Genomic DNA, 12,291 nt, shown 5'->3' with positions numbered 1-12,291 from the left:
CGCAGGCGGTGTTGCGCGAACAGATCCTGAACAGCCGGGAAATTGGTCCACCATCTTGTTTGGGGCCGCTTAACCGTCGTTAACGAGGGGCTGCGCGCAGGACCTCACGAGCCAGTTCCTACACTTCGAGACATGAGCGACGCGGACAAGGCCGTCACGCACGAGCTGACCGTCCAGCGACTCGCCGGGGAAATGTTCCGCGAGGCCGCGTGGGCCGCGCTCGGCACGTTTGTCCTCGGCGTGGTCGTGTCAACGGTGATCTGGGGGACCGCTGGTCTTTTCGGATCATTGATCGGTGGTGCGATCGCCATCGGATCCAGCCTTCTCACGCTGTTGTTGATGCGCAAGACCGCGGCGCTCGATCCCATGTTCGTGATGGTCGCCGCACTCGGCGGATTCATGGGCAAGCTGATCGTGCTGCTGCTCGCGGTGATCCTGCTGCGCAACCAGTCGTGGCTCGAACCCAAGGCGCTCGGAATCACCCTGGTGGCGACTGTCCTGGTGACGTCGTTCCTGGAGGCCAGAGCCTCCAAGCGCAGTCGCAGCCAGATGGTGGTCCCCGCCTCCGAAGGCGCCTAGACCTGCTGATATGGTCCGCGTGACCAGGGACACCCGATCGCAGGGGTGCCTCTGGTAGTCGCTTGCGGACCGTAAGGTACGTTAAGTCCAGATCGTGACGATTCCCCCGGCGGAGTGAACGCCGGCCGGGAGAACCGGAAGGAACACAGTGACCAAGTTGCTGGCTTCGGGGAGTGAGTTCGTCGCTCCCGGTGTGAAGGACTTCTTCCTCCCGCCGATCTTCGGCTCGGTCACGAAGCCGATGGTCCTGCTGGTGCTGTCGATCTTGATCATCGGAGCCTTCTTCATTGCGGCGACCCGCAACCTGAAGGTCGTTCCCGGCAAGTTCCAGTTCGCCGCCGAGTCGGTTTACGACTTCGGGCGCAACAACATCGCCCGGGAGCAGATCGGTGCGAAGGACTTCAAGCCCTTCATCCCGCTGATCCTCACGATCTTCACCTTCGTCCTGGTGAACAACCTGTTCGGGCTCATCCCGATCATCCAGTTCCCGACGATGTCGCACATCGGCTTCCCGCTCGCCGTTTCGCTGCTCGTCGTTTACCCGGTGTACCACTTCGTCGGGTTCAAGCGGCACGGCTTCGTGGGCTACTTGAAGCACCAGACGGTTCCGCCGGGCGCGCCGTGGTTCGTGCTCCCGCTGCTGATCCCGATCGAGTTCTTCCAGAAGTTCATCCTGAACCCGCTCACGCTGGCGATCCGAGTTTTCGCCGCGATGTTCGCGGGACACCTCCTGCTGCTGGTGTTCACCCTGGCTGGTGAGTTCCTGCTGCTGAACGGTGGGCTGACCGTCATCGTGGCGCCGGTGTCCTTCGCCTTCGCCATCGCGCTGACCTTCCTGGAGGCACTGATCATGTGCCTGCAGGCCTACATCTTCGCGCTGCTGTCTGCCAGCTACATCGGCATGGCGCTGGCAGAAGAGCACTGAGAAACACAAAGCCTCCGATCCGCCAACTCCCGGCGGACCGAAGTGAAAGGGAACAGCAACAGTGAGCGCTCTCCAGATCGCCCAGGACGCCGGCTCCATCAACCCGGGTCTCGCGGCCATCGGTTACGGCCTCGCGGCCATCGGCCCCGGCATCGGCGTGGGTCTGATCTTCTCCTCGGTCATCAGCGGCACCGCCCGTCAGCCTGAGGCCCGCGGCGTGCTGCTCGGCCTCGCGTGGACCACCTTCGCCATCGTCGAGGTCCTCGCGCTGATCGGCTTCGTCGTGTACTTCATCGCGACTGCCTGACCGAATTCTGATCGCGTTAGGAGAAACCGTGATGGACACCCTCATCCTGGCGGCGGAGGGTCCGGTCAACCCGGTCATTCCGCACACCTCGGAGATCATCCTCGGTCTCGTCGCGTTCTTGCTCCTGCTCTTCGTCATCAAGAAGTTCGTGTCGCCGAGGTTCGAGGCGCTGTACGCGGAGCGGACGGCCAAGATCGAGGGTGGCATCGAGAAGGCGGAGCAGGCTCAGGCCGAGGCTCAGCGCACTCTTGAGCAGTACAAGGAGCAGCTGGCCGAGGCTCGCGCCGAGGCCGCCCGCATCCGCGACGACGCACGGGCCGAAGGCCTGCAGATCGTCGAGGAGCTGCGTGAGCAGGCGCAGGCCGAGTCCGCGCGCATCGTCGCGCAGGGCCAGCACCAGCTCGACGCCCAGCGCGCCCAGATCGTCGCGGAGCTGCGCGCCGACCTCGGCCGCACCGCTGTCGAACTGGCGAGCAAGGTCGTGGGCGAGTCCCTCGAGGACGACTCCCGCCGCCGTGGCACCGTCGACCGCTTCCTCAACGAGCTGGACGCCGTCGCGGCGCCCGCGAGCAAGTAGAGGCTGCCGATGACGTTGCATGCCGCAAGTCGTGAAGCTCTGGCAGCCGCGGAACTGCGGCTGCTGGAGCTGGCCGACGCCACCACGTCGACGGACGACCTCGCCAAGCTCGGCGAGGAGCTCTTCGCCGTGCTCGGCCTGCTGATCGAGCAGCGGAGCCTGCGCGGCGCGCTCGCCGACGCCTCGTCCGAGCCCGCCGGTCGCGAGCAGCTGCTCCGCGGCCTGTTCGCGGGCAAGGTGAGCGACGCGACCCTGCAGGTGCTGGTCGCCGTCGTGACCGCGCGCTGGTCCAGCCCGCGCGAGCTCGTGGACGGTGTCGAGTCGCTCGCTCGCACCGCGCTGCTGGTGCGTGCCGAGCGCGACGGTCAGCTCGACTCGACCGAGGACGAGCTGTTCCGGCTCGGCCGCATCGTCGCCGGCTCGAACGAGCTCGAGCTGCTGCTGGCGGACCCCGCCGGCGACGCCGCGGGCAAGGTCGCGCTGGTCGGCTCCCTGATCCAGGGGAAGGTCAGCCCGGTCACCAAGACGCTGGTGGACCAGCTGGTCCGCAACCCGCGCGGAGTGCGCGTGGCGGACGGGCTCTCCGAGCTCGCCGACCTGGCGGCCAAGCGCCGTCAGCGTTCCGTCGCGCACGTGAAGTCCGCCGTGGAGCTGACCGCCGAGCAGGTCGACCGCTTGACCGCGACGCTGACCACGATCTACTCGCGCCCGATCGCGCTGCACGTGGAGGTCGACCCCGCTCTGGGCGGCGGCCTCTCGATCAAGATCGGCGACGAGATCATCGACGGAAGCGTCGCCGGCCGGTTGGCGGCACTGCGCCGCAATCTCGCCAGCTAGCCCCCGAGCCCTTTCCCAAGAACGAAGAAGTGAGAGCAGGAACGACATGGCGGAGCTGACGATCTCGTCGGACGAGATCCGCAGTGCGATCGAGAAGTACGTCTCGAGCTACTCCCCGGAGGTCAGCCGGGAAGAGGTCGGTACCGTCTCCGAGACCTACGACGGCATCGCCATCGTCGAGGGCCTTCCGGGCACGATGACCAACGAGCTGCTCGAGTTCCCCGGTGGCGTCCTCGGCGTCGCCCTGAACCTCGAGGTCCGCGAGATCGGTGCGGTCATCCTCGGTGACTTCGACAAGATCGAAGAAGGCCAGGAAGTCCGCCGCACCGGCAAGGTCCTCTCCGTGCCGGTCGGCGACGGCTTCCTCGGCCGCGTCGTCAACCCGCTGGGCCAGCCGATCGACGGCCTCGGCGACATCGTCGCCGACGACAACCGCGCCCTGGAGCTGCAGGCCGCCACCGTGCTGCAGCGCCAGCCGGTGTCCGAGCCGATGCAGACCGGCATCAAGGCCATCGACGCGATGACCCCGATCGGTCGCGGCCAGCGTCAGCTGATCATCGGTGACCGCAAGACCGGCAAGACCGCGGTCTGCATCGACACGATCATCAATCAGAAGAAGGCCTGGGAGTCGGGCGACCCCAAGCAGCAGGTCCGCTGCGTGTACGTCGCCATCGGCCAGAAGGGCTCCACCATCGCGGGCGTCAAGGCCGCGCTGGAGGAGGCGGGCGCGCTCGAGTACACGACGATCGTCGCCGCCCCGGCCTCCGACTCGGCCGGCTTCAAGTGGCTGGCGCCGTACACCGGTTCCGCCATCGGCCAGCACTGGATGTACGAGGGCAAGCACGTCCTCATCATCTTCGACGACCTGACCAAGCAGGCCGAGGCGTACCGCGCCATCTCCCTGCTGCTGCGCCGTCCGCCGGGCCGCGAGGCCTACCCCGGCGACGTCTTCTACTTGCACTCGCGTCTCCTCGAGCGTTGCGCGAAGCTGTCGGACGAGATGGGCGGCGGCTCGATGACGGGTCTCCCGATCATCGAGACCAAGGCGAACGACGTGTCGGCGTACATCCCGACCAACGTCATCTCGATCACCGACGGTCAGTGCTTCCTCGAGTCCGACCTGTTCAACGCCGGTGTCCGCCCGGCCGTCAACGTGGGTATCTCGGTCTCCCGCGTCGGTGGTGCCGCGCAGATCAAGGCGATGAAGTCGGTCGCGGGCTCGCTGCGCCTCGACCTGTCGCAGTTCCGCGAGCTGGAGGCCTTCTCCGCGTTCGCGTCCGACCTCGACGCCGCCTCGCGCGCCCAGCTGGACCGCGGTGCCCGTCTGGTCGAGCTGCTCAAGCAGGGCCAGTACTCGCCGGTCCCCGTCGAGGAGCAGGTCGTCGAGATCTTCGCCGCGACCAAGGGCCACCTGGACGACGTCCCGGTCGGCGACATCCGCCGCTTCGTGGCCGACTTCAAGGACTCGCTGCGCCGCAACCACGCGGACGTGCTGAACGGCATCGTCGAGACGAAGCAGTTCGGTGACGACGCCCAGAAGCGCGTGGTGGACGCCGTGAACGAGTTCAAGAAGCAGTTCACCGCTTCCGACGGCACGACCATCGTCAACGAGGCCCCCGAGAAGGCGCTCGACGCCGACAAGGTCGGCCAGGAGTCGGTGAAGGTCAACAAGCCCGAGCCCACCAAGAAGTGATCTGAGCCATGGGCGCACAGATTCGGGAGCTCCGCCAACGGATCCGAACGGTCAACTCGACCAAGAAGATCACGAAGGCCTACGAGCTCATCGCGACGTCTCGCCTCGCGAAGGCGCAGACCAGGGTCGCGGCTTCCCGGCCGTACGCGGACGAGATCACGAACGTGCTCTCCGCGTTGGCCGAGGCCTCGGCGAACCTCGACCACCCGCTGCTGACGGAGCGCGCGAACCCGAAGCGCGCCGCGGTGCTGGTGATCACGAGCGACAAGGGCATGTGCGGCGGTTACAACGCCAACGTGCTCAAGGCGGCCGAGCAGCTGCTGCAGCTGCTCCGGTCGGAGGGCAAGGAGCCGGTGCTGTACGTGACCGGCCGCAAGGGCCAGGGCTACTACCAGTTCCGTCGCCGCGAGGTGGTCGGTGCGTGGAGCGGGTTCTCGCAGACCCCGCACTACGTCAACGCCGTCGAGGCCGGTGACGCGCTGGTGCAGGCGTTCCTGGAGGGCACGGACAACGGCGCGCAGGGCGTGGACGAGATCCACGTCGTGTACACCGAGTTCAAGTCCATGCTGAGCCAGACGCCCGCTGCTCGGCGGATCGCGCCGATGGAGGTCGAGTACACCGGCGAGACCCCCAAGGGTCCGCGCGCGGTGTACGACTTCGAGCCCAGCGCGGAGACGCTGCTCGGTGCGATGCTGCCCAAGTACGTGAAGACGCGTCTGTTCTCCGCCATGCTGGAGGCTGCGGCTTCGGAGTCGGCTGCCCGTCGTACGGCCATGAAGGCCGCGACGGACAACGCGACGGAGCTGGTCCGGAACCTCAGCCGGGCGGCGAACTCGGCCCGTCAGGCCCAGATCACCCAGGAGATCAGCGAGATCGTCGGTGGCGCTGCCGCGCTTACCGGTGGCGCAGGAAGTGATGAGTGACATGAGTGCTACTGCCACCACCACCCGCACCGGCCGTGTGGTCCGGGTGATCGGTGCGGTCGTCGACGTGGAGTTCCCGCGCGACGCCGTGCCCGAGCTGTTCAACGCCCTGAAGGTGGAGATCACCTTCGAGGCCGTCGCCAAGACGCTGACCCTCGAGGTCGCGCAGCACCTCGGCGACAACCTCGTCCGCACCATCTCGATGCAGCCGACCGACGGCCTCGTCCGCGGCGCCGTCGTCAGCGACACCGGTGCCGCGATCTCGGTGCCCGTCGGCGACATCGTCAAGGGCCACGTCTTCAACGCCCTCGGCGACTGCCTCGACCAGCCCGGCCTCGGCCGCGACGGCGAGCAGTGGGGCATCCACCGCAAGGCGCCGTCGTTCGACCAGCTCGAGGGCAAGACCGAGATCCTGGAAACGGGCATCAAGGTCATCGACCTGCTCACCCCGTACGTCAAGGGCGGCAAGATCGGCCTGTTCGGCGGCGCGGGTGTCGGCAAGACCGTTCTGATCCAGGAGATGATCACGCGTATCGCGCGTGAGTTCTCCGGTACCTCCGTGTTCGCCGGCGTCGGCGAGCGCACCCGTGAGGGCACCGACCTCCTGCTGGAAATGGATGAGATGGGTGTCATCCAGGACACCGCGCTCGTCTTCGGTCAGATGGACGAGCCGCCGGGCACGCGTATGCGCGTCGCCCTGTCCGCTCTCACGATGGCGGAGTACTTCCGCGACGTGCAGAACCAGGACGTGCTGCTCTTCATCGACAACATCTTCCGCTTCACCCAGGCGGGTTCCGAGGTGTCGACCCTGCTGGGCCGCATGCCTTCCGCCGTGGGTTACCAGCCGACGCTGGCCGACGAGATGGGTGAGCTCCAGGAGCGCATCACCTCGACGCGCGGTAAGTCGATCACCTCGCTGCAGGCCATCTACGTGCCCGCGGACGACTACACCGACCCCGCCCCGGCGACCACCTTCGCCCACCTGGACGCGACGACGGAGCTTTCCCGTCCGATCTCCCAGAAGGGCATCTACCCGGCCGTCGACCCGCTGTCGTCGTCGTCTCGAATCCTCGAGCCGTCGATCGTCGGCGAGGAGCACTACCGGGTGGCGCAGGAGGTGAAGCGGATCCTGCAGAAGTACAAGGAGCTGCAGGACATCATCGCCATCCTCGGTATGGACGAGCTCTCCGAGGAGGACAAGGTCCTCGTCGGTCGCGCGCGTCGTCTCGAGCGCTTCCTGGGCCAGAACTTCTTCGTCGCGGAGAAGTTCACCGGTCAGCCCGGTTCGTTCGTGCCGATCAAGGACACGGTCGAGGCCTTCGACCGCGTCTGCAAGGGCGAGTTCGACCACTTCCCGGAGCAGGCGTTCTTCTCCTGCGGCGGGTTGGACGACGTCGAGGCCAACGCCAAGAAGCTGGCCGGCAACTGACGTTGTAGTTCGGCTTTTCGAAGGGCCGTTCCTCCTTTGTGGAGGGACGGCCCTTCGGGCGTTTTCGGGGTTGCGTGGGCTGGTGTGCATGGGCGGTGTCGAGCCGGGTCATGTCATCGCCGCTTCGCGACGATCGCGATTGGGGCTTGACTTCGGGGCCCTTGCGAGGCCTTTCTCGGCCTGGTAAAGGCCGGTCTGTGAAGCCGGCCGAGTGGTCAAGTTTAAGGCCTCGCACCCGAAGTCAAGCCCCAATCGCCGTCGGGGTTGAGTCATTACCGCTGCTCAGAGTGGTTGAGGTAGGACGCCTCGGCTTCGCCATTGCGTTGGACGGCACGCCGCAACCCCCCAAACACTCCGGTACCTGAACCAACGCCATCGCCACGTGTCGCCGTCACAGGCCACCACCCGCCCTTTCACCGCCACCCCACCTGTCGCCACCACGGCTGCCGGCAGGCGGGATGTGCGCCGCCGCACGACCATCCGCTTTCCGGTCACCGGAAACCGCCCTCCCGATCCAGGCCTCCTCCGCCGCACGATGCACGGCATCACCAGGTCCTCAGCGAGGAGGAGAAGCGCGTGAACAAATGGGTGCTGCCGCTGTGCTGGACCGCTGTCCTGCTCGACGGCTTCGACCTCGTGGTGCTCGGCACGGTGATTCCGGTGCTGTTGCAGGACGGGCTGCTCACCACGGCGAGTGCGAGCGTGGTGTCCACGGCCGGGCTGGTCGGGATGATGCTCGGCGCGCTCGTGATCGGGACCGTCACCGACGTCATCGGGCGGCGCAAGGTGATGATCTACGCGGTGGCCGGGTTCTCGGTGTTCACGCTGGCCTGTGCGTTCGCTCCGGACGCGACCACGTTCGGGGTGCTGCGGTTCCTCGCCGGGCTCGGGCTCGGCGGGTGTCTGCCCACCGCCATCGCGTTGGTCAACGAGGCGCGGCCTCAGCAGGGCGGGCGGGCCACCACGCTCATCATGACCGGGTACCACGTCGGTGCGGTCATCACGGCGTTGCTGGGGATCGTGTTGATCCCTGAGCTCGGGTGGCGGTCGTTGTTCGTGGTGGGTGCGTTGCCCGCGTTGGTGCTGATTCCGTTGATGGTCAAGCACTTGCCGGAGACCGCCACGCGCAAGGCGCCCGCGTTGGAAGCCGTCGGGTCGTTGTTCCGGCCCGGGTTGCGGAAGGCGACCGTCGCGTTCTGGGTGGCCTCGTTCATGGGGCTGTTGCTCGTGTACGGGCTCAACACGTGGTTGCCGCAGATCATGCGCAGCGCCGGGTACGAGCTCGGGACGGCGCTGGCGTTGTTGTTGACGCTGAACATCGGTGCTGTCGTGGGACTTCTGGTCGCCGGTGCGGTTGCCGACCGGGTCGGGATCCGGCCCGCGGCCATCGGGTGGTTCGCCGGAGCCGTGGTGTTCCTGGCTTTGCTGAGCATCAAGTTGCCCGGGGCCGGGGTGTATGTGGCCGTGTTCCTGGCCGGATGCTTCGTGTTCAGCGCGCAGGTGCTCGTTTACGCCTATGCGGGGCGGGTTTACGAGGAGAACCGCGCTACCGGCATCGGGTGGGCCGCTGGCGTCGGACGGCTTGGTGCGATCAGTGGGCCGTTGCTCGGCGGTGCGTTGCTCACGGCTGGATTGGCGCACCCGTGGGGCTTCTACGCGTTTGCGTTCATTGCGGCGTTGGGTGCAACGGCCGTTGGTGCGATTGGGCTGAAGGCGAAATCGGTCGTCGAGCCCGCCGGGTGATGGCAAGGTCAGGTGCATGGCCCGACATGCTCCGCACGCCGACCCCGGCACGCCCGACGTCCGCTCGCCCGCGCGGTACCTGTGGTGGCTCGTCGTCGCGCAGCGCCGGCGGGTGCTGGCCGGGGCGTGGTGGGGCTCGTTGTGGATGTGCGGGCTGATCCTGCCGCCGTACCTCATCTCGCAGGCCATTGAGGACGGTCTGCGGGGCGGTGATCGCGCCGCGCTGGTGTGGTGGTGCGTGGCGCTGGTCCTCACCGCCGCCGCGCTGGCGCTCGTCGGGATAGCGCGGCACAGCACGATGACGTTGGTGCGCACGGATGCCGCTCTCAGGACGGCGCAGGTCGTCGTCCGGCACGTCACGCGGCTCGGTGGGGTGGTGCGGCGGAAGCTGTCCACCGGGGAGCTGACGTACCTGCAGAACGGTGACACGCAGCGGATCGCGCACGCGCTCACCAGCACCGGGCCCGGCGTCGGGGCGGTGGTCGCGTACGCCGTCACGGCGGTGCTGCTGGTGCGGATCTCACCGGTCGTCGCCGTCGTCGTGCTCCTCGGCGTGCCGGTGCTCGCACTGGTGACGGGGCCGGTGTTGCAGCGGCTGCACGCGGTGGAGTCCGGCTACCGGCACAGCGTCGGGGAGCTGAGTTCGCGGGCGGGCGACATCGTGGGCGGGTTGCGGGTGCTGTCCGGGATCGGCGGGAAGCCGGCGTTCGAGGAGCGCTTCCGGCGCATGTCGCAGGACGTGCTGCGGGACGGGTACCGGGTGTCGACCTGGCTCAGCTGGGTCCAGGCGCTCACGTGGGGGTTGCCCGCGCTGTTCCTCGCGGTGGTCACGTGGATCGTGGCGCGGCTGGCGGTGAGCGGCGCGATCTCGGTCGAGGAGATGATCGCGGTCTACCTGTACGTCACGACGCTGATCGTGCCCGTCAGCTTCTTCGTCGAGGGCGCGGACACGATCCCGCGTGCACTGGTGTCGGCGCGGCGGGTCGTGGACGTGCTGCGGCTGCGGCCCGACGAGGAGGACGGCGGAGCCGGGCCGCTCGAGGTGAAGACCGGCGCGCTCACGGTCGTGGTGTCGGCCAACGCCGCGCTGGCGAGGGACGCGGTCGACCGGTTGCCGGGGGTGGTGGCGGACAACGACGACTACCTGTTCCCCGGGACGGTGCGCAAGGCGGTGTCGGTCACCGAGCACGACGACAGGGCGCTCGACGAGGCGCTGTGGGCGGCGGCCGCGGTGGACGTCGTGGAGGCGATGCCCGACGGGCTCGACTCGCGCCTGGAACCGCAGGGGCGCAACGTGTCCGGTGGTCAGCGCCAGCGGTTGCGGCTCGTGCGGGCCCTGCTGAGCGAGCCGGAACTGCTCGTGCTGGTCGAACCGACCTCGGCGCTCGACGCGGTGACCGAGGCGGCGGTCGCGAGACGGGTGCGGGAGAGGCGGTCCGGGCGGACCACCGTCGTTGTCTCGTCCTCGCCGCTGTGGGCGGGGCAGGCGGACCAGGTCGTGCACCTGGAGACCGGCCGGTGAGCGAGCTGCCGATCGCCGGCCGCCGTGAGGTGCGGCAGGCGGCCGTGAGGCTGTTGCGGGGCGAACGGCGGGCGCTGGCCGTGGTGCTCGCGCTCACCGCCCTCACCGCGGCGTCGGGACTCGTCGGGCCGTACCTCCTGGGCAAGATCGTCGGTGGGATAGAAGGCGGCGGCCTCACCACGTCCACTGTGGACAGGTTCGCCCTGGGGGTCCTCGGTGCGGCCGTCGCGCACCTGCTCCTGGTGCGGTACAGCGCTTTGCGGTCCGCGCGGCTCGGTGAGCGGTTCCTGGCCTCGCTGCGGGAGGAGGCCGTGACGCGCACGCTCGCGTTGCCGGCACGGGTGGTCGACCGGCTGGGCACCGGCGACCTGCTCACCCGCATGACGAGCGACATCGGCACGGTCGGGCAGGCGTTGCGGGACAGCGTGCCGGAGGTCCTCACGGGCCTCGTGCACCTCGTGGTCGTGTATGTGGCCCTCTTCCTGCTCGATCCCGTGCTGGGTCTCGCCGCGCTGGTGGGCATGCCTTTCGTGGCGTGGGTGCTGCGCTGGTACCTGGTCCGTGCGCGCGACGCGTACCTGGTGGAGAGCCAGGCGGCCAGCGACGTGGCGGAGATCTCGGCCGCGGTCGGTGAGGGCAGTAGGACGATCGAGACCTACGGGCTGCGGGACCGGCTCGTGGCGGTCGCGGAAGGGGCGATCGCGCGGTCGTTCCGCGCGAGGATGCGGACCTTGCGGCTGCGGAACGTGCTGTTCCCCGTCGTCAGCTTCGTGAGCGCCGTGCCGACGGCGTTGGTGCTGCTGATCGGTGGCCTGTTCTACCCGGCGGACGGTGCCGGCATCGAGGTCGTCGTCACCGGAAGTCTCTACGTGTGGCGGCTCATCGAGCCGTTGGAACGGGTCATGCTGTGGGTCGAGTTCCTGCAGCGGGGTGCTGCGTCGTTCGCGCGGGTCGAAGGCATCGGGGTCCAGGTCGAACCCGCGCCCGCCGTCGGGGAACCGGACGGTGACCGCGTCGAGGTGAGCGGCGCCCGGTACTCCTATGTGGACGGCCACGAGGTGCTGCACGGCGTCGACCTGGTGGTGCAGCAGGGAGAACGGCTGGCGATCGTCGGCGTCTCGGGTGCGGGCAAGTCGACGCTGGGAAGACTGATCGCCGGTGTCGACCGGCCTGCCGAGGGGTCGGTGCTCGTCGGGGGAGTGCCCGTCGCGGATCTGGTGGCGGCGGGGGAACAACGCATCGTGCTGGTGACGCAGGAGCATCACGTCTTCATCGGCACGGTGAGGGAGAACCTCGCCATGGCGGCCCCGGACACCGGGGACGACCGGCTGCTCGAAGCGTTGCGCACGGTGGGCGCGAGCTGGTTCGACGAGTTCCCCGAAGGGCTGGACACGCAGCTCGGTGCGGGCGGGGTGGAGCTCGATCCCGCGCAGGCGCAACAGCTCGCACTCGCACGGGTCGAGGTCGCGGACCCGCACACGCTGGTGCTGGACGAGGCGACGTCCTCGCTCGACCCGGCCACGGCCAGGCAGGCGGAGCGCGCGATCGCGGCCGTGCGCGAGAACCGCACGGTGATCGCGATCGCGCACCGCCTGCAGACCGCGCGGGACGCCGACCGGATCGCGGTCGTCGACGCGGGGCGGATCGTGGAGCTGGGCTCCCACGCCGACCTGGTGGCCAGAGAGGGGGTCTACGCGACGCTCTGGCGTTCGTGGCACGGCTAGTCGTACCCGGCCGGACATTGGTGACGGTGTGT

The 12,291-nt window shown here is 68.3% G+C and carries 11 protein-coding genes; all 11 read left to right on the top strand.

Features of this window, described 5'->3' with window-relative positions:
* Nucleotides 1-132 precede the first annotated feature (132 nt).
* The 11 genes from BMY74_RS28755 to BMY74_RS28705 all read left to right on the top strand — a co-directional run bounded on the left by BMY74_RS28755 (nt 133) and on the right by BMY74_RS28705 (nt 12,259).
* Nucleotides 133-579 carry a Cg1360 family ATP-synthase-associated protein gene (locus BMY74_RS28755; protein ID WP_089921588.1) on the top strand — a complete coding sequence of 149 codons (447 nt, stop codon included), beginning with the start codon at nt 133-135 and terminating at the stop codon, nt 577-579.
* A 148-nt stretch (nt 580-727) separates the two neighbouring features.
* Nucleotides 728-1,504, top strand: coding sequence for a F0F1 ATP synthase subunit A (gene atpB / locus BMY74_RS28750; protein WP_089921587.1), 777 nt, complete (start codon nt 728-730; stop codon nt 1,502-1,504).
* A gap of 61 nt (nt 1,505-1,565) precedes the next feature.
* Nucleotides 1,566-1,811 (top strand): ATP synthase subunit c family protein, encoded by a 246-nt coding sequence (locus BMY74_RS28745; RefSeq protein ID WP_089921586.1) that lies wholly within the window; start codon nt 1,566-1,568, stop codon nt 1,809-1,811.
* Nucleotides 1,812-1,842: 31 nt separating this feature from the next.
* A complete protein-coding gene (locus BMY74_RS28740; RefSeq protein ID WP_089921585.1) occupies nt 1,843-2,388 on the top strand; it encodes a F0F1 ATP synthase subunit B in 546 nt (181 codons plus the stop codon).
* Nucleotides 2,389-2,391: 3 nt separating this feature from the next.
* Nucleotides 2,392-3,225, top strand: coding sequence for a F0F1 ATP synthase subunit delta (locus tag BMY74_RS28735; RefSeq protein ID WP_089921584.1), 834 nt, complete (start codon nt 2,392-2,394; stop codon nt 3,223-3,225).
* A gap of 46 nt (nt 3,226-3,271) precedes the next feature.
* A complete protein-coding gene (gene atpA, locus BMY74_RS28730; protein ID WP_089921583.1) occupies nt 3,272-4,918 on the top strand; it encodes a F0F1 ATP synthase subunit alpha in 1,647 nt (548 codons plus the stop codon).
* A gap of 8 nt (nt 4,919-4,926) precedes the next feature.
* Nucleotides 4,927-5,841: a F0F1 ATP synthase subunit gamma gene (locus BMY74_RS28725; protein ID WP_089921582.1), complete on the top strand. Its 915-nt coding sequence runs from the start codon at nt 4,927-4,929 to the stop codon at nt 5,839-5,841.
* Nucleotides 5,834-7,270, top strand: coding sequence for a F0F1 ATP synthase subunit beta (gene atpD, locus BMY74_RS28720; RefSeq protein WP_218159780.1), 1,437 nt, complete (start codon nt 5,834-5,836; stop codon nt 7,268-7,270). Before BMY74_RS28725 ends, atpD begins: the two co-directional genes overlap by 8 nt.
* 576 nt (nt 7,271-7,846) lie before the next feature.
* On the top strand, nt 7,847-9,013 hold the full coding sequence (locus BMY74_RS28715; RefSeq protein WP_245786416.1) for an MFS transporter: 1,167 nt from the start codon (nt 7,847-7,849) through the stop codon (nt 9,011-9,013).
* Between the two features lie 16 nt (nt 9,014-9,029).
* Entirely contained in the window at nt 9,030-10,535 is a 1,506-nt protein-coding gene (locus BMY74_RS28710; protein ID WP_089921580.1) for an ABC transporter ATP-binding protein, read from the top strand.
* Nucleotides 10,532-12,259 carry an ABC transporter ATP-binding protein gene (locus BMY74_RS28705; RefSeq protein WP_089921579.1) on the top strand — a complete coding sequence of 576 codons (1,728 nt, stop codon included), beginning with the start codon at nt 10,532-10,534 and terminating at the stop codon, nt 12,257-12,259. The genes BMY74_RS28710 and BMY74_RS28705 overlap by 4 nt, the downstream gene beginning before the upstream one ends.
* Nucleotides 12,260-12,291: the final 32 nt, after the last annotated feature.

The sequence above is a fragment of the Lentzea albida genome (assembly GCF_900111005.1).
Taxonomy (GTDB): Bacteria; Actinomycetota; Actinomycetes; order Mycobacteriales; family Pseudonocardiaceae; genus Lentzea; species Lentzea albida.
This window is presented reverse-complemented; position numbering and strand designations above follow the sequence as displayed.

What these genes read in the sequence shown, in the direction of transcription:
- BMY74_RS28755 (WP_089921588.1), top strand. Translation starts at nt 133, where the DNA reads ATGAGCGACGCGGACAAGGCCGTCACGCACGAGCTGACCGTCCAGCGA.
- BMY74_RS28740 (WP_089921585.1), top strand. Translation starts at nt 1,843, where the DNA reads ATGGACACCCTCATCCTGGCGGCGGAGGGTCCGGTCAACCCGGTCATT.
- atpA (WP_089921583.1), top strand. Translation starts at nt 3,272, where the DNA reads ATGGCGGAGCTGACGATCTCGTCGGACGAGATCCGCAGTGCGATCGAG.
- BMY74_RS28725 (WP_089921582.1), top strand. Translation starts at nt 4,927, where the DNA reads ATGGGCGCACAGATTCGGGAGCTCCGCCAACGGATCCGAACGGTCAAC.
- atpD (WP_218159780.1), top strand. Translation starts at nt 5,834, where the DNA reads ATGAGTGACATGAGTGCTACTGCCACCACCACCCGCACCGGCCGTGTG.
- BMY74_RS28710 (WP_089921580.1), top strand. Translation starts at nt 9,030, where the DNA reads ATGGCCCGACATGCTCCGCACGCCGACCCCGGCACGCCCGACGTCCGC.